Raw genomic sequence first — 19,408 nt, 5'->3', positions numbered from 1 at the left:
TCCTATTTCCTAGAAATATAACTATTTAAAAGATCTCGAATTTCACTACTTTTAGGACTTGGAGCATTTTTATGGATGAGCTGACCATCAGTATCGAATATTAAATATCTTGGAATCGTTTTTAATTGTAATTCCCTAAAAAATGTAGCTTTCGGGTAATTAATTACTAATTGACTATGCCTGTAATATAGAATATTTTCATCTTCAGTAGCTTTTTTCCAACTCTTGAAATTAGTATCGATTGAAATAAATAAGAATACAATATTTTTATTTTCATACTCCTGTATTAACTTCTTTGAATCTGGCATTACTTCTCTACAAGGAACACACCAACTTGCCCAAAAATCAACATAGATGATTTTTCCTTTATGCTCTTGAATGATCTCATTCAATGTTTTTCTCTCCTTTGAGATATTTATCAAATTCACATCAGCAGTTTCAGTTTTAAGTGAAGAAAAATCGAGGAGAAAGTCTTCTAAAATTCTATTTACTAATACTGTGTCTTTTACCTCCTGTTTGAACTTATCAAAATACTTCGTAATCTTAGATTGATCGTAATTCTTTATGATGTTTCTCGTAGTATTGTAGAGAAGATAGTTTTTAATTTTAGTTGAGAATAATGCACTTTTTTCTATGGAATCAAATAACGTCAAATAATCGGGTAAATTTTGATATCCTTTTTTGGAATAGCTAATGTCAAAATTTTTAAAAGTAAAGCTGTTTAAGAAGTGTCTATAGCTTTGAATAAAAAGCAATGAATCATTTTTTAATTCAGCTTCATCAGCATCATAATTAGAATGAATGATTTTATTCTTGTAGTGAATTGTTGTCTTTAAAAAAGAATAATAATCATTTGAAAGTTCCTTTAAATTATATAAAGAATCAAGTGTTTTCTCTTTTTCAATAATATTCTCTTTTAAAACATTTCTATACGTTGCTTTCTCTTTCTCTGTTCTAAATCGTTTATTATTCTCATTATAAAACTCGACAGCCCCTTTATAAATTGTATGAGATAAATTGTAATCTACTTCAGCATTATAATCATTCTTTTTTGTACTGTTTAAAATAGAAACATGAGGAGCATCATTTGGATAGTCAAATACTATTGTATCACCAACATTAAACTTATATGAAGAATCGTAATAAAAATGGTATCTGTGATTAACGATGATAGGAGTATCCGATTTTATAATTATAGTATCGGGTTTACTAATATTATTAGGTTCTATAAATATGTTTTCATACGTTTCCTTGTTCGTGTAAAAAATTGGTCTATCCTTTTTTATGGTATAAGAACCGTTATCGGAATACAAAGTATCTTTTACATACGATCGCTTATTAAAAATCATTACGATTTCGTTAGGCTTCTTATATTCTTCCGTTTTCTTTTTCTGAACGACTTCTTCCTTACAAGAAAGAAATAATATGCATATTAATAGAACAACCGTAATATTTTTCATTCTTATTTTTTAAATGTAGAGAGGGAAATATATCCCTCTCTGTAATTTCATTTTGTTAATGCATCCAACTAGCTGTTGAACATCCTTCACAACACCAACGTCCTCCATTAGCAACAAATGCTTTTGCTTCCTTTTTAGAAACATTGTGTGTGTACTGCCCGCCACCACAAGAATCATCATGGTCTCCAGGAATCGTACAAGGAATAAATGCTGAACAAGTTCCAGTCCCAGTTCCTGCAATAACGGTATTCTGTTCTGCCTTTGTTAAAATAGTAATTCCTTCTAAATTTAAAATGTTTTGTAACATAATTTATGTTTTAATTATTAAAATAGTATTCTTGAACATTTAGAGACACTCAAGATGTATGTCTTTTTTAGCAATACTATTTTTATTATCATGATACTTTTAAATACCACTCATGAAGAAACAACAGTAAATGTTGCTCTATTCATGAGTAAGCTAAAGTTGCTTTAACTTATAGTTTGGCTATGTATAAAGGAAGGTTCTTGCGAGATTGAATTATATGTTAATTCTTATTTAAATATAAATAATAAACTTACATGTTTGTAAGATATTGTATGAACATTCAAAAAAATGTATAAGCGTTACATTAAAAGACGAAATTTAATATCTATCTGATAAAAATATCAAAATCTATTTACTTGATAGCTTCATTTTATAGAGCCTTCCCGTAGTCGCAATAATTAGTTTTAACGTTTCATTATTTTAAAAGCCATACTTCCCTCTTTGGTTTTCAATTTGAGAATATAGAGTCCCGTAGCTACATTTCGCAGATCAATATTATTGTTTGAAAATTCACTCTTTATTTTTTGACCTTGCAGATCATAGAGTTCTGCTTTTGTAATAATTTCATTCGATTCAATGGTAACAATATCAGATGTTGGGTTGGGATAGATTTTAATATTTGCAGTAACTTCTTCTTGACTTTCTATACTTAATGGAATATCACTCGTATTATTCCAAATAGTAAAAGGAAATTTGTTGTTGGAACTAATAACATCAATGTCGCCATCGCCATCAAGATCATCAGAAAGAAGAAGATTTGATCTTACATAATTAGTATTCATAACCTCGCGTATAAAGTTTTGATTTCCATCATTTACCCAAAACGATAATTTTTGTGAATTAAAGCTGTTTGTAGGACAGGATACAAAGTCAATATCTCCATCACCGTCAAAATCTTGTATGGTAAAGATGTCGCCACTATTGGTTGTGTTCCCTGTTTGAATTTGTTGTTCAGTAAAATTTCCATTCCCATCATTTTCATGCCATGCGATAATGTTACTTGAATTAGGAACGTCATAATTGCTTCCAAGTATATCGAGGTCACCATCACGATCTATGTCAAAAAGTTTTCCTTCTGTTGGAAGTGATACTTGTGAAAAATTGAGCGATCCATCATTTTGATAATAGAATGATCCGTTGGTCGAGATGTCTTTAATACCATCGTTATTGATATCAACAAAGTCGGTACACACTTTAAATTCAGGAATGTTATTTACAAATTGCTGTTGATAGTTCCCATTTCCATCATTGATATAGTAAAATATTTGTCCGTTATTGCCAGCAGGTCGGGTAATGATAACATCTAGATGATTATCGTTATTAAGATCAGTTGCAAATGCTCGTTCAACACCTGTAACATTTAAGAATGTAGATTTGGTAAAGTTTAAATTTCCATCATTGGTATATAAGAGAACCTCTCCTTCATTAAAGCCAAATGTTGATACAAGAATATCTTTATGACCATCGCCAGTAATATCATCAACATGCGCATAACTTATGAGTGGTTCAGTAGTATCGATGATCGTTTTAGTAAAGTTAAATGATCCTGTGTTGTGCCATAATACCAATTCATATTCACTACTTGAAGTGCTAACAATATCTTTTAATCCATCATTATCAATATCATCAGTATAAAAGCTTGTTGGTGATACAAAAGAATCATCAAGAATCGTTAGATTAAAACTTCCGCTTCCAATATTTTGATAGAGTCGTGGATCATCAAATGCAGAAGACGTAACAAGGAAATCCATCAATCCGTCAGTATTGTAATCTAAGCTTTGAATACGTTCTCCTTTATCAAGAGTTTCTAAGGTGTTTAAAATAAAGTTTCCGCTTCCATCATTCACATAGAAGCCAAAAGAATCAGTTATATTAGATGCAGAAAATACAACAGATATATCTAAATCGCCATCATTATCAAAATCAACAATGTGCATTGAATCCATATTTGCGTCATTGGTTAATTCTGTTTGAGTGAAATTAAGATTACCATCATTAGTAAACAACACTACACAGCAATTCCCTCTTTTTACAATTAAATCTTTATCGCCATCAATATCATAATCGAGTATTTGAAGATGCTCATTTGATAATGTGTAATTGATCGTATGTTCGGTAAAATTGGCATTGCCATCATTTAAAAGACACAGAATGTGATTCCCTGTCCAAAACCCAGACGATACTGACATAACTAAATCAAGATCTCCATCGTTATCAATATCATTTACTAAGATATCGCCAGTAGAAATTTCTACATTCGTTACAGTACTTTGTTGGAATCCTATATTGAGAATGTTTTTCCAAAATCGGAGCGGTCCGTTTTGTCCTCTGCTTGTCGTGATAAAATCAACATATCCATCTGCATCAAAATCTCCTGAGATGATGTTTGATGATAAACTATTGGCATTGATATAGGTTGGAGAAAAGTTTTCATTTCCATCGTTATAATATATTTCAATAGAACCTTGTTCTGATACCAGAATATCTAAATCAGTATCTCCATCAATGTCAGATACGTCAAAATGATTCCAACTTTTTGGAGTTTCCGCAATAATGATTTTAGTGTAGTTGAACATAGCATCTTTTTTCCACCATGCTATGTTTCCGTCTTTACTGACTGATACTAAGTCATCAAAGCTGTCATTGTCCAAATCAATGACTTTTGGTTGTACCCAGTTGTTAGCATCAGCAATTATGGTTTCATTAAAATTCTGCGAAAAGATCATGAATGGAATGAGTAAAAGAAGTATTAGTTTTTTCATAATGTTCAGATTTAGATTACACGTTAGACAAACATAGTGAAAAAAATAAAAGCGGTCAAAATTGTCCGCAAGTTTTTTAAAGGTTTCCCATACTTTGAAAAATAATTCATTTTCAATGGTTCAATCAAAAGAGGAACAACAAGAATTTTTAAGGCAATTAGGTGAGTATATTGTTTTGTTGAGAAAGCAACAGCAGTTAAAACAAATTGATCTTGCGGACTTGTTGGATATGGATGTTCGTGTACTCAGAAGAATTGAAAAGGGAGAAACAAATATTCAAATTTTGTTAGTATTTCAATTGGCAAAGGTGTTAAACGTACAACCAGAGAGCTTTATTACACTTTCAAAGGACTAACGTTCTTGATCTTTATCCTTCGCTTTATTTCCTTTAATCTTATTCAATTGCTGTAATCGAGATTTACTACGATTCTGTTCATACATACGTTGTCCGTCTTGTAATCCAATAAAGTAATCATTCTGAGTTTTACTTTCAAGAAGTTGTTTAAGTAAGGTCGGTTGATGTTGAGCTAAAATATACGCATGATTCACACCGTTAATGTATTGTTGTTCGTTAGTAATTTCCATAGCTAAAAAGTTGATTTACGGTGAGACTCTAAATATGCCATGATGGAATCATAATCGTAGAGAATAATTTTCTTTTGTGGTTGTGAATAGGATATAGCGCCTGTATCACGAAGTTTCTGAATGGTAGTTCTGCTTTTGATATTGAGAAGTTCCATAGCACGTTCTTGTGATACCCACTTTTCTTGTGGGAGTTTATGCTTTTCCTTCATACGTTCTACAACTTGCTCAACAAGTTCATAAAAGGCTTCATCATGTAAACAGATTACTTCCGTGTTTTAAAGGTACTAAATATTTAAAAGTCTACGACTGCATTCAAAGCTTCATCTTCATCTTTATGCGTAAAGTTTGCTTGGTAATTAATAGTTGTGGTGATGTTTGAGTGACGGTATAGTTTCTGTAAAGTTTGAATCGGTATTTTATCGCCCGAAATATTCCCAAAGGTGTGACGTGCAATGTGCATGGTTATCTTTTTGTCAATCTTGCATTTGGTGGCGATAGAGGCGAGGTACTTACTGAATTTTTTGGTTGCAGTTTTTGTTTTCGCCAAAATATCTTTAGGAGAGTCAAGATTCGCTTTCTTCATTTCGGGAAAGATAAAGTCATCATTACTTCGTTGTTCATCTCGATACTGTTCAATAATTACGATTGCCTTTTGTGGTAATTGAAGCGATAACAATTTATTATTCTTGTTCATGCGATAATGGAGACGACCATCATAAATATCACTCCATTTGGTCTTCAATACATCACCAACGCGCATTCCTGCAAAGTAGAAACTAAAAAGCCATACGTTACGTGCGTGTTGTTCTTGTGGTGATAGTTTATCACTTGTTTCAATGGCTTGTACTTCTTCAATGGAAAGTCCAACTTTTTTAGATTCGGGAAACTTAATCGTTATCTTCCCTTTTCCAAACGGATAGTACTTTTGTTCAACAACACCATTTCTGATGGCACGATTAAATAAGGTGCGTATCACTACAAGATTATTAACAACCGATCGCTGACTAACACCTTTTTCAGTTTTGAGATATGACATAAATTTTCTGATAAACAATTCATCAATTTCACGAAAGCTAAGTGCTGGAGACTTTCCAAATTCTATAACGTAATTGACACGTACTTTATCAGCAGATAACTGATTAAGTTTATTATTTGCTTCAAGTTCGTTGAGGTATTCTTGTCCAAGTTCGTTGAAACTTTTATCATTCATTGGATTTTTGATCTCTTTCTTAATCTGCTGAGAACTTATCTCCATATCATTGGATTGAAGATCAATAAGTCGCTTATTTGCTTCAGCAAGTTTAGCGGCGATGAGATTGTTCAGTCGTGCAGAATTTGGATGTGATTTTCGTACCTTACGTTCGGCTTCGTTCCAATATTTCTTGTCAATATAGTGACCTGTATAGATGTATGAGGGCTTTCGATTTTTGATGATTCTCACCACTAACGGGTACAAGCCTTCTTTGTTAGGTTTGTTTCTAAGGAGTACCTTTACACTTGTTGCCATGTTTGTATCTTTTATCTAAGTTACGAAATTTAGGTTAAACATAGGTAAAACATTTGGCGTTTTTTCTTGGTTTTTTGTGAACAGTGAATTTAGTAAAATATTGGTAATCAATTGATTTTTAGTGTATATACGTTCAAATGAGTTCAAATTGAACTGGATTAAAAATCCAGTTCTTTCGGGAGTGTGGGTTCGATTCCCACCTCGAGTACTGAGAAATTTCTTTTTAATAAAAATCCTAGCAGAAATGTTGGGATTTTTTCATTTATAAGAACGACTGTTTAAATGTTAATTACGGTGTTTCCGTAAGTAATTTCTGAATTATTTTTGTAATTTCTGATTTAATCAAAACCTTATATCATGAAAAAAAAGAATCTAAAATTATTAAAGCTTAACAAAAAGTCAATCTCGCAATTGCATGGGAACTCAATTAAAGGAGGAAATTCTTACTTGTGTACTATTTTTTGTAGTAACAATTGTAATCAAACCGATGCATGCCCTTCAAGTTGGATATTTCTCTGCAATGATTGCGATACTACATCAGAACCAATATAAAAGATGGATTAAACTTCACCAGAAGATAAAATAAGTATGATGATCGATTTCATCTGTAATTATGACTATTATGGATGTCCAAACTAAATATTACCCAAAATGATGGTTTGTATTTTCTTTAGTTGCACTTTAAAAAGTGTTTAAAAACGCATTTATCTACTTCAAATCCTCAAACAAAAAGTCCGATTTTTGATTTGTCAAGCATAATAAGAAGTAAAAAGCCCAACATTTCTGTTGGGTTTTTTACTTTCCACTACTTGCGTCTATAGCAAATGAAAATTCTATAAATAAAAAATGAGCAATTGTTAATACCAATAGCTCGTTTAACTTCAATTTTTAAGTAAACTTCGGTTCGCTTTTTTTATGTTTTACGATAAGTAATATGCTTCAAGTTAAATTTTGTTGATTCACAACGTTTTAAAGAGAAAAAATGCTTTCTACCCTGAAGAATAACGGTTGGTTTTTATGATCGTAATTTATGAATATCGATTATAAATACTTTTATTTTCTATTGTTATTGCCAATATTTAATCCTCAATTAATCAAAAATATTGTTGAAGGCATCGCACCGTCTTGATTATTAAAAACAGCACTTAGTTTACGGTTTAACCGTAGGAGTAAGATTGGCGTAATCTCTACTTTGCAATTCATTCCTGACGCAATTGTAATCATGAATACCATAAGTTTCTCTCATGATTGTAGGTAAGAGTGTTGTGCAAGCATAACTGTATGATATCTCTATCAACTATTTAGAAACAAGAGTTTTTTATCACAAATCCATAAATGTAAATTCTATGAATTCAAAACTACTTTTAGCATACTCAATTTTTTTATGCTTTCTCTTATCCATAACAGAATCAGGAGCTCAAAACATGTACTCTGTAGCCGATTGGAATGTGGGTACGGGGAATACTGCCGACTTTAATCAATATGGAGCAACCAGTTCTAATAGCAGAGAACTTGGGATTACTCATATTGGAAACGAAGAAGTGCTGTGGAAAGCAGTGCCAAATCCGTCAAGTAATGCAGAAGGCGGTATATATGCCGATTATAAAACGATAGATAAAACTAAAACGTATCGATTGTCAGTTTGGATTAAAAAGACAAATTCAACCGATGGGAGAACGTATTTTGGATGTCACAGCAAGGTTGGTAGTACACATCATACACTAAATTTAGACGGAACAACCAATACAAATCCTTATTTCTGGAGTGGAGATCTTCCAAAATTAGACCATTGGTACCTGCTTACAGGATATGTGCATAAGTATAATTATTCAGGACCTATTCTGGGTAAAATTTATGATGGAGCCACAGGCGAAGAAGTAGCAAACTTGCAAAAAGAGTTCAAATTTTCTTCAGGAGCCACCAATTTAATGTTACGATCATTTCTTTACAACGATCCTAACTTACAGGACAGACAATATTTGTACGATCCGCATATGGAAGTAATTGATGGAACTGAATCTACACTTAGACAATTACTAATGGTAAATCCAAATTCTAAATTGTTATTTGCGCATGATAATTCAGGAAATCAGAAACAACGATTTTACTGTGCTTTTGCAACCTGTACTGTACCAACTCCACCAGCAGGAAGAGCCGCAACTGATGACGTCGCTATTTCAAAAGAATCAGACATAACTCAAGAAACAGAGCTTGAAGATGACAATGCGCAACTCGCAAAAGAACTTTCACTCTATCCAAACCCAACAAGAGGAATGGTTCAGTTAAAATTCAATTCCAATTCAGACCTATCATTATCGCACAATATTAACATATATAACAATCTTGGTGTATTGGTAAAAACCATACCGAGCAATGCTAAAAATGAATTAGAACTAGACATAACAGACCTGTCTTCAGGAATGTATTTAGTGCATGTACACCTAAGTAACAATACAAGTATAACTAAACAAATCATCAAAAAATAAAACCAGTTAGATATGAAAATAAAAAATTACTATATAAGTTTAGTGTTACTTTTAATGGGGTTTTCTGGTTTTGCACAAAAAACGCCTGAAGATTTAATCAGAGGAACAGAAAGTTCAAAAAATATAACATCAACGCCAATTTATAGCGACGATCGGAAAGTAACCATTCAAGACAGATCAAATACTGGTCAAAAACCAACAGCAGTTTCAAGTTCTTCCGCTGAAGCATCTTCACAAGTTGGGACAACTCCAGCAGATTTTTCTGTATCCTTATCAGGAGGAGCAACGTACAATATTCCAATTGCAACACCACCAGGAATAAGAGACATTAGTCCAGATGTTGGATTAAACTTTAACAGTCAAGCCTCTAATGGTTTGGCAGGTTGGGGCTGGGGATTTTCAGGAATGTCTTCCATAAGCCGCGTTTCTGCTACGGAATTTTATGATGGTTTTGTAGATGGAGTCGATTTTGATTCCAGTGACCGTTTCGCTTTAGACGGACAACGATTAATCCTCGAATCAGGAAGTTATGGAGCAGCAAATTCTACCTATAAAACAGAACGATTTTCCAATGTAAAAGTGAAAGCTTACGGAACTTCTCCGTACGGAACGTCTTATGGTCCTTCGTATTTTATCGTTTTCTATCCAGATGGATCAAGAGTTTGGTACGGAAGCGGAAGTACAAATCCTAGAAGCCGCTTAGAATGGTCAATTGGAAAAAAAGTTGATCCACAAGGAAACTCTATTTTCTATAACTATATCTCTGATGGAGAATTAAAATTAATCGATAGAATTACCTTCGGAGGAAGCGTAAATCCTAAAGTAGAAATCAAGTTTTATTATAAAAATAGAAAAAGACCAGAAGTATCGTATGTCAACGGAATTACCTTTAGAAGAAGTAAAATTTTAGATAGAATAGAAACTAGAGGCGATAATGTACTATATAGAAAATATGTGTTGACTCATACTGAAACTTCTCTGGGATATGAACAACTAACTTCGGTTAAAGAATACAACAAAGCGAATCAAAGTCTGACACCGATCAACTTTAGTTACGATAGCTCGTCTACAAATCCGAATCCAGATACTTATGCAGGAACTCTCTATCCAGGCTATAACTATAATACAGATAACATACTATCTGGCGAGTTCAATGGAGATGGAAAGCTAGACTTTATCCTATACAACAAAAACACTAGAAACAAGTTGCATGTGTTTGATAATATCTACGAATATTCATATAACAATACAGAAATTGGTCGTACGTATAATGTATCAAACTTCGATGATGTTATCGGAAATAGCATGCTAAATCATCAAGGGAAAAAATTAGCACAACAAGGAATTACACTCATCAAAGAAAACATAAGTGGTTATACAGCTTCGGTTGATTTTAAAAGTTACTATCATGGAGCTGTAGGACTCTATTATCACTACACAAAAACATGGAATGCACCAACCTATACCTATGAAAGTTATTGCGGTAATACAACCAGAAAGAAAATTCCAAAAGAGTACATTTCAGGAGATTTTAATGGCGATGGTTTAACGGATGTATTGGCAATAGGAAAACCATATACCAATAGATATTGTTATGAATACGACTGTCCAGGTGGCGGTGGCGGCGATGATCCTTGGGATGTTGGCATACAACGACAAGGAGAAACAGATGAGCAGTTTGCTGTAAGAAAACAGAAAATAGCAAAACTAAAACAACAGCAACAGCAAAATCCAGAACAAAATTTAGAGCAACAACGAGAAGAATTACTGGTACCAATTGATATTCTTGATCCAGGCGATGGCGGTGGAAATCCAGGAACTTGTTGCTCGTGTAACTCGTATACAAATAATTACAAATCAGCATATTTTATTGATTTAGACAGAAATTTAACCTCAGGATTTTCCAACTGGGCAGGAAGCTTGCAACAACATATCAAAGCGAATGATAGAGTCATGGGCGCCGATTTTAATGGCGATGGAAAAACAGATTTATTTCATTTCACAGAAGGGAAAGCTTTTATTTACGAGTTGAACAGTAACAATCAACTAACGCTCATTCATACAGAAAATGATAGCTATATCAAAATGGATCGACCTATTCTTTTAGGAGATTATAATGGTGATGGGAAAACAGATTTTCTAGCGCCAACAGCAAACAATAGTAAAAACTGGCGCTTCTTTTTGTCAAGAGGTAGCAACGTTTTAAAATATACTAAATACCTTGATTTAATCACGTATGTAGAAAGTCAAGTAGTACAATATTACAATTACAGCCAAGGACCAATAACGGATGCAATTGTAGAAGTAAAATTTATTGCTCAGGATGTTAATGGCGACGGAAAAACAGACTTAATAAAACATTGGATTGCTAGTGGCTACTCCACAAATCATAATTATTCTGAAGATATTGTAAATATTCACGTCAATAAACTTGGCGAAAATGATACAACTCCTACATTTCAACATACGTCAAACTATGTGCAAACCAATACAGGAATCACACGATTTGGGCAACCCATATTTTTAGATTCTCACACAAATTCTGACAATATAGAATATGCTTACGTCAGTGCCAATCACTTATCAGCATACGAATTTGAAGGCGATCATAGAAAAGATGTAACCTTAGAGCAAATACATAACAATGGAACGACGCATCTTATCGATTATGTCGGTCTAACGAATCAAGGAAATGACTATCAACAAATCTATACAGGAAACTATGATGAGGTATATCCGTATGTAAACGCAAATATTGCTCCTTCCATAAAACTTGTGAGTAAAGTTCGAGAAACTGGTAGCGGATCAACACGAACCCAAGATTTTAGATACACAGGCGCAGTTTCGCATGCAAAAGGTCTAGGCTTATTAGGATTTAGGCAAATAAAAAAATCAAATATCTATGGTAGTGGCGTCCAAACATTATGGAGCATTACAGACTTTGACATTCAAAAAAGAGGTGCGCCATCAAGAGATTGGGTGTCTTCAAGCCTTTCCAGTACGCCAAGTAGTTACATAAGCAAAAATGATTACACATATTTTACAGAATTGGCAGGGAATAAAGTATTTACCAATGTGCAAACGCAAATTTCTTCCGAAAATACCTTAACAGGAATTACAAGTACGAAGACTTTTAGTTATGATTCGTATTACAACCCAACAACGATAACCACGACAGTTCCTGGAGGTTCAGAAACTACAACCCAACAATTCATAAACAATACTGCGCCTTTCGATCAAACATATACTGTGGGAAGATTATCTGAAAAAACGACAACAAGTGTGTTAGGCTCAGATTCGTTTAGCGCTACCGAAAAATACTTTTACAATAACAACTTAACCACGCAGGTCAGAAGAAAAGGAAATGGCACACCTTGGATCTATGAATATTACCTGTATGATTCGTTTGGGAATGTGCTTCAAAAGAAAGTAAATGGAAGCGGTGTCTCAGATAGAATAGAAAACTTTGAGTTTGATACAACAGGACGATACATGACAAAATCTATTGATAGTGAAGGACTCGAAACTACCTATCAATACAATACCGCAACAGGAAACCCAACAAGTGTCACCAATGCGTATGGCTTGCCAATACTCTATCAATATGATGATTGGGGAAGAGTCACTAGAGAAACAGATTACTTAGGAAAACATACCTATACAACCTATGCAAATAATTCTACGTACGGTGTTGGCGGAATGCTAAAAACCATCAACCATGAAAAAGGTGAAGATGAAAAAATCTATTACAATGCAACAGGTTGGGTAATGAAACAAGGAATTTTAAGTATCAATAACAAATGGATATTTAAAGACTTTGAATACGATGTAGCAGGAAGAAAGCTAAAAGAAAGCGAACCATATTTTAGTGGATCTGCGGCTACACAATGGAATCAATATGCGTTTGATCAATACAGTAGACCAATATCACAACAATTATATACAGGAAAAGTAATTACAACCGCCTACAACGGTTTATCGGCAACAGTTGATGACGGTACCAAAACAGTAACATCAACGAAAGATGCTTTTGGTAACATTATAAGTATTCAAGATGATGGCGGAACGATCAACTATACATATTATGCCAATGGAAAAATGAAATCTACAGAATATGATAGTCATACGGTAAACATTACCATTGATGGTTGGGGAAGAAAAACAGCACTAACCGATCCATCTGCTGGCACCTACAGCTATCAATACAATATTCTTGGAGAAATGTTGCAAGAAGTAAGTCCAAAAGGAACTACAACATATCAATACAGTCCAATTGGGAAACTAATTCGAAAAGAAGTTGTCGGAGATCAAACACATATGGTTACTGATTATCAATACGACAACACCACCAAACTTTTAAAACGAGTACTTGCTACAGATAACTTAGGAGGAGCAAATTTTGATTACAATTATTACTATGATAGCAATAAGCGAATAAACAAAATCACGGAAGATAACGGAACTGCTACTTTTGAAAAGCAACTAACTTATGATGCTTACGGACAAGTCAATAAAGAAACATACATTACCAATGCCGCAGGTGCAAGCAATACGGTCAGCGTAAAAAATGTATACGATACGGCAACAGGCATATTGCGTGAAATAAGAGATTTCAATTCTAACGTACGCTTGTGGCGAATCAATAGCGAAACGGCTAGAGGAAAATCGTTAAGTATCAGTTTAGGAAACGGAATCACTAAATCAAAACAATATGACTCGTATGGTTTTCTAACCAATATCTACGATCGTAAAGAAACCTTAGTCATCATTGGTAATCCTCCTGTAGATCCTATAGTAGCGCTCAAAATGGACTACAGTTTTGATCATCAACGCGGCATCTTAAACAGTCGAAAAAACTATGCATTTACCAACTGGAATGAAAACTTTTCATACGATACCTTAGACAGATTAACGCAAATCAGTGGTGCTGTAACGCATCAACAAGAATACGATCAAAGAGGTAGAATCACAGACAATTCTCATGTAGGTGCATATGGTTACAACAATGCAAACGCCTACAGATTAGAAGATGTAGAACTCAACACGCAAGGAGATTTATACTATCAGCAAAATAAATTACAGCAAATAACCTACAATGCCTTTAAAAAACCTGTAACTATCTTTCAAGAAGACAAAGGAATCGTAGACTTTGAATACGGACCTTTCATGAACAGAACACATGCGTATTATGGAGGCTTGGAAGAAGACAAAGAGCAGCGTCAATATCACAAACAGTATGCTAGTATCATTCCTGTAGAAATAATTGAAAACAATGATACAGGAACCGTAAAAATAATAAACTACATTGGAGGTGATGCGTACAGCGCGCCAATAGTACATCTAAAACAACAAGGAAGCAGTCCAATAGATGAATATTATTACTTACACCGCGATTACTTAGGAAGCATTCTGGCAATCTCGAATTCAAGTACAGAAATTGTAGAACAACGCCAATTTGGAGCATGGGGAGAAACAAGTCAATTTAAAAACCTACAAGGCGACACAACGTTTAACCACGATTCTTTACTAGGCAGAGGTTTCACAGGACACGAACATTTCTTTGAAGTTGCACTCATTCATATGAATGGTCGTATGTATGATGCCAAACTAGGTCGTTTCCTATCGCCCGATAATTTTATACAAGATCCATACAATACACAGAGTTTTAACCGTTATGGTTATGTGTGGAACAATCCACTATCCTACAGCGATCCAAGTGGAGAAATCATTTGGGCAGCAGTATTAGTAGGAGTTATTGTAGGTGCAGTTTCAGGTGCAGCAGCGTATATTGGTCATGCTATAAAAACAGGAAACTGGAGTTGGGGCGGCTTTGGAATGGCAATACTAGGAGGTGCAATCGTCGGAGGAATCACCTACGGAATTGCTCCGTCCATGGTCTGGAGTACAGGCTCCTTACTGTCCATTGCGGCAGGAAGCTTTGTCGGAGCCTTTTTACCATCGTTCAATATCCCAATAGGTGATTGGAACATCAGTATAAGTCCGTCTATAGCCTTTGGTAATGCCTCAGGAATTGGTGCGAGTTTAAGCGTAAGTTACAGCGACGGAAATTGGAGTTTCTCAGCAGGAATTGGCTACATGAACTATGGAAATTACAATGGCTTCGGTAATGGAGTTGAAATACGAAAATCGATCTTAGCAGCCTATGACGATGGAAAAACAGGATTCTCATACGGTGCAAATTGGTGGAGTGGTAAAGGAAGTATGAGCGAATTCAAACAAAGAACAGGCGTCGTAGGATTTAGAAGCGGAGATTTCAAAGTACGCTACGAAAATGATGGTTCCATTGGTCCAGCGGGAGATGGAGGAGATAGCTTTAGAACCGCTTCTCTGAACTTATCTGTTGGAGATTACTCAGTAGGTTTTCAATTCTTTACTGGATTTAGAGATATCCTAAGTAAAAATGGGGAAAATGCAACATTACCAGGCGGATACAAAGGTGTACCAGGTACCAACTATACTGATTCTTTTGGAAGAAACTTGCCAAACGGAAAAACGATAGAAGGAACGCCACATCGACTAGGAGCGTTAACTTTTGGATATAAAGGATACAAAATTGGGGTAAACTCTGAAAAAGTACGACATGCCATTCAAAATCATGCAATACATAATTTAAGAGTGAAAGTTTTTGGACTCACATTATTTGACAAAAGACAACGTGGATTTGAAAACCAATCGTGGGATTGGAAAGGATATGCACAATACAGAACACCTAATGCATTTACATCATGGTAAAAAAAATGTGGATACTGAGCTTTTTTGTAATCATTTTTAGTTGCATGTCAACTAAAAATGATTACGGAATGGTTCGCTTTAAGCAATCAAGGTTCAGTATAAAGCCCAACAACAACCAAAATTACATTCAACACATTGATACAACCGTATTTTATATGGCTGTTCACTCTAAAGAATTTATTAAAGAATACAAGCTGGAAAACTTTAAAAATGGAATTAAATTTTATGGAAATGGTAAAGTAGGGCATTTTAAAGGCATCGATTTCAACAACGCTGCATCATTTAATCCTAAAAAAGCAACTATGGGATATTACAATTATGATGGTGAAAATTTCTATGTAGAATATATATATGAAATACCTGGTGGGACACATAAACTTGCGAAAAGCGAAATTATACTCCGTAAATCATCTACAGATACTTTGATTGTTAAATCGTTTAAAAGCGCAACAAGTGCTGAAAAAATAACAAAATACGCACGAATGAAAATTCCAGTAGAAGCATTAAATTATAAAGTAGATTGGTAAACTTGCCAACACTATAATTTCTTGAAAACTACATAATAGCCAACATAAAAAAGCGAGCTTCGGTTCGTTTTTTTATGTTTAAAAATAACATACAGATACAATCCATACTTCACAATTCAGTTTTTTGGTATGTATTTTGAGGCACTTCAGGCATAAACCGATTTAAATTGAAAACAAATGAAAACATGTACCAAAGTTTTCATTGCCACCTCGATGACGCTTGTCTCTCTGATGACAAATGCTCAAAACACCTGCAATGAAACACTCTCGTTATTTGCTGGAAACGTTACTTCTAAAAACTTTTCCAAAGCAAAATCACAACTTAATTATTTAAGAAAAAACTGTGCAACAATCAATTCCGCAATTTATGCGCACGGCGAAACAGTACTAACGCACGAACTAAAAAACGCAACCAACAAAAAAGAAGCGGCGTTGGCACTAATTCAACTCTACAAAGACCGAATTGCAAATGTTCCTGCAAAAACAAAAAAAGGACTCATACTGACCAAAATTGGCGGCGTAATGCTGAATTACAAAATAGGTTCGCTAAAAGAACAATATGATGTATTTGATGAAGCCTTTACAAACGATTCAAAAAATTTTAAAAATCCTCGCTATCTCTATCAATACTTTGATTTATACTACCAAATGTATGCTTCAAAGGAATATGGTATTTCACTAGAAAATTTCATTGAAAAATATGAAGCAGTCAATGAAAAATTTGAATACGAAAAACTACGATTGTCAAACATAAAAGTCGATGTATTAGCCAAAAAAGAAAAAAATAAAACACTTACCGCTAAAGAAAAAAATAGGATAAAAGTCGCCACGAAAAATATTGCAGCTATTGATCAATTCACAAAAAATATGGTTTTACTTTTAGAAAAAGAAGTTACATGTGAAACATTAGTGCCATTGCTTGAGGAGAAATTTGAATCCAACAAAACAAATCTTCAATGGTTGCGAAAAGCTGCTGGCAGACTTGATGCCAAAAACTGTACAAAAAGTCCTTTATTTCTCGAATTAGTGATAGCAATCGATATCACTGAGCCAACGGCAGAATCAAAATATTATCTGTACACCATTTACAAAAGAAAAGGCGATGAAGAAAAAGCACAACACTATTTTGAAGCATATCTAAGCTATGAAAATGACGGGACAAAAAAAGCAAAAATAATAACGGCTTTAGGGAACAAAGCGGCGCAAAAAGGACAAAAATCAAAAGCCCGAACACTATTTCTAAAAGCTTTAAAATTCGATCCTACTTTTGGTAGTGCCTACATAAATTTAGCACGATTATATGCGTCAAGCGCGAATGACTGCGGAACAGACGAATTCTCAAAAAGAGCTACGTATTGGAAAGCTGCTGAAATGGCCAAAAAAGCAAAACAAGTAGATGCGTCCAAAAAACAAGAAGCAACGGAACTCATTAATTTCTATATGCAAGCTGCGCCAAGCAAAACGGATATCTTCAATGAAGGATACAAAGGCGGCGAAAAATTACCCATAAAATGCTGGATTGGCGGAACGGTAACGGTTCCAAAACTTTAAAAAATCATTTCTTGCTTGTCATGCATTGTAACATAAGATGTTTGGCAAGCAGGAAATTTTAACGCATTACAAGCTTGTTTTAAAAACAGTATAGCGTTGTTCCAAATCGTTAATATCAGTTTCTAAGACAAAAGAAGTCTTTCCAGTTTTCATCACAATTGCTGCATAATTTTTTAAAACATCAGTGTACAAATTAGAACTGTCAAACTTCATAATAGTGGTCATCGCTTCCATTAACTTAATAATGATAAAAGGACTTGTTTTGCCGTACTGTCGAATCAAATTAAAAGCAGCTTCCAAAAATCCTTCAAACGAATCGTTGATCAATAATACACGAATTTGTCCATCTTCATCCTTAATCGTTGCATCAGGAATATCAGATTGTAACAACTTACACAAAATAGAAGTCAAATTATCAATACAAACAACAGCCGTATACGGATTATTAATACTTGGCGATAAAGCTTTCGAAGCAATCTCCACAATTTGATGAATTCCAAATTCAATATCCTGAAAAAACGTTTTCTTCGTCGCAATTTTAAAAGTTTCAATAAGCGAAAAACTATCATCAAGTGTTTCCTTATTTGATGACTTTTGCTGAAAAATTGCAAAAATAGGTTGACCACAAACAATATAATTCCCTGGTTTGTGCAAAATCTTAACAATTACCTCATGTTTACGGGCTATTTCTACCAACATATCCAAATCAAAATACTGAATATAACCACTAAACTCACATGAAATACTTTCAATTTCGGTTAAATTGCTGGTGGCGTCATCTTTCAAATCTGACAAAACCACATCTTTTTCCACATGTTGCGGATACATGGTTTCAATATTACGTTCAATGCGTTGACGAAGTTCATTAATAATCTTACTTGGCTGAATACTGATGCTAATATTATGAATAAAAATAACGAGTAAAAACACATTAAACACCGCTAAAAAAATGGCAAATATGACGGATAAATTTGGAATAAAAGCATAGCCATCATTGTCGCGTATGGCATTTGCCACAATAATACAATACAAAAACACTCCAACATACTGTCCCAATACTACTTGATTCAGCCGTTTATACATGAAATTTTGAAGCAATCGCGGACCAAACTGCGAAGATGCCAATTGCAATACAACAATCGTTATAGAAAATACAGTTCCAGCAATTCCAACCATGGAGCCAGCAATTACGGTTAATACATTGCGACCAGAATCAGAATTTTCGGAAAAAATAATCTTAAACACACCTTCTGGTGTAAACGGATAGGTTTTATCAACATACAGCAAACAAACAGCACCCAAAATACTCATAACGATAATCAAGGTGGGAACAAACCAGAAACTATCTCTAACTTGTTTAAAAAGGTATTTTAGGTTGAGCATTGTACTAAAATTGGTTGGTTTTTGCTTTCGCGATAGTACTCTAAAGATACAAATAATCGTCTGTCTTTAAGAAGTAAATTAATTTCA

12 protein-coding genes are annotated in these 19,408 nt (G+C 34.1%); 5 read left to right on the top strand and 7 right to left on the bottom strand.

The annotated features are described in order from the left end of the window. Positions 1-2 precede the first annotated feature (2 nt). The 3 genes from AA089_RS08175 to AA089_RS08165 form a co-directional block, all read right to left on the bottom strand. Complete coding sequence (locus AA089_RS08175; RefSeq protein WP_046756457.1) at positions 3-1,460, bottom strand: TlpA family protein disulfide reductase; 1,458 nt, start codon at positions 1,458-1,460, stop codon at positions 3-5. Positions 1,461-1,515: 55 nt separating this feature from the next. Further along, positions 1,516-1,767: a hypothetical protein gene (locus AA089_RS08170; protein WP_046756456.1), complete on the bottom strand. Its 252-nt coding sequence runs from the start codon at positions 1,765-1,767 to the stop codon at positions 1,516-1,518. Positions 1,768-2,171: 404 nt separating this feature from the next. Further along, on the bottom strand, positions 2,172-4,529 hold the full coding sequence (locus AA089_RS08165) for a T9SS type A sorting domain-containing protein (RefSeq protein WP_082113233.1): 2,358 nt from the start codon (positions 4,527-4,529) through the stop codon (positions 2,172-2,174). A gap of 61 nt (positions 4,530-4,590) precedes the next feature. Between AA089_RS08165 and AA089_RS08160 the strand changes: the two genes are divergently transcribed. After that, complete coding sequence (locus AA089_RS08160; protein ID WP_162200425.1) at positions 4,591-4,884, top strand: helix-turn-helix domain-containing protein; 294 nt, start codon at positions 4,591-4,593, stop codon at positions 4,882-4,884. Here AA089_RS08160 and AA089_RS08155 read toward each other — a convergent pair. From AA089_RS08155 to AA089_RS08145, 3 genes are all read right to left on the bottom strand, one after another. Further along, entirely contained in the window at positions 4,881-5,114 is a 234-nt protein-coding gene (locus AA089_RS08155; protein ID WP_046756453.1) for a hypothetical protein, read from the bottom strand. The genes AA089_RS08160 and AA089_RS08155 overlap by 4 nt on opposite strands. Positions 5,115-5,116: 2 nt before the next feature. After that, positions 5,117-5,323 (bottom strand): helix-turn-helix domain-containing protein, encoded by a 207-nt coding sequence (locus AA089_RS08150; RefSeq protein ID WP_082113232.1) that lies wholly within the window; start codon positions 5,321-5,323, stop codon positions 5,117-5,119. An 83-nt stretch (positions 5,324-5,406) separates the two neighbouring features. Then, the gene (locus AA089_RS08145; RefSeq protein WP_046756451.1) at positions 5,407-6,621 is read right to left on the bottom strand and encodes a site-specific integrase; all 1,215 of its coding nucleotides are present in this window, start codon (positions 6,619-6,621) and stop codon (positions 5,407-5,409) included. A 1,346-nt stretch (positions 6,622-7,967) separates the two neighbouring features. On the opposite strand from AA089_RS08145, the gene AA089_RS08140 reads away from it, so the two are divergent. The 4 genes from AA089_RS08140 (at position 7,968) to AA089_RS08125 (ending at position 17,938) form a co-directional block, all read left to right on the top strand. Continuing rightward, a complete protein-coding gene (locus tag AA089_RS08140; protein ID WP_082113231.1) occupies positions 7,968-9,107 on the top strand; it encodes a T9SS type A sorting domain-containing protein in 1,140 nt (379 codons plus the stop codon). 12 nt (positions 9,108-9,119) lie between these two features. Next, entirely contained in the window at positions 9,120-15,860 is a 6,741-nt protein-coding gene (locus AA089_RS08135; protein WP_082113230.1) for a polymorphic toxin type 23 domain-containing protein, read from the top strand. A 44-nt stretch (positions 15,861-15,904) separates the two neighbouring features. Next, on the top strand, positions 15,905-16,387 hold the full coding sequence (locus tag AA089_RS08130) for a hypothetical protein (protein WP_156168947.1): 483 nt from the start codon (positions 15,905-15,907) through the stop codon (positions 16,385-16,387). 177 nt (positions 16,388-16,564) lie between these two features. After that, a complete protein-coding gene (locus AA089_RS08125; RefSeq protein ID WP_046756447.1) occupies positions 16,565-17,938 on the top strand; it encodes a tetratricopeptide repeat protein in 1,374 nt (457 codons plus the stop codon). Between the two features lie 66 nt (positions 17,939-18,004). On the opposite strand, the gene AA089_RS08120 is transcribed toward AA089_RS08125, so the two are convergent. Next, the gene (locus tag AA089_RS08120; protein WP_046756446.1) at positions 18,005-19,321 is read right to left on the bottom strand and encodes a DUF2254 domain-containing protein; all 1,317 of its coding nucleotides are present in this window, start codon (positions 19,319-19,321) and stop codon (positions 18,005-18,007) included. Between the last annotated feature and the right edge of the window lie 87 nt (positions 19,322-19,408).

The sequence above is a fragment of the Kordia jejudonensis genome (assembly GCF_001005315.1).
Taxonomy (GTDB): Bacteria; Bacteroidota; Bacteroidia; order Flavobacteriales; family Flavobacteriaceae; genus Kordia; species Kordia jejudonensis.
Note: the sequence above shows the minus strand (reverse complement) of the source record. Positions and strands in the feature narration are given on the sequence as shown.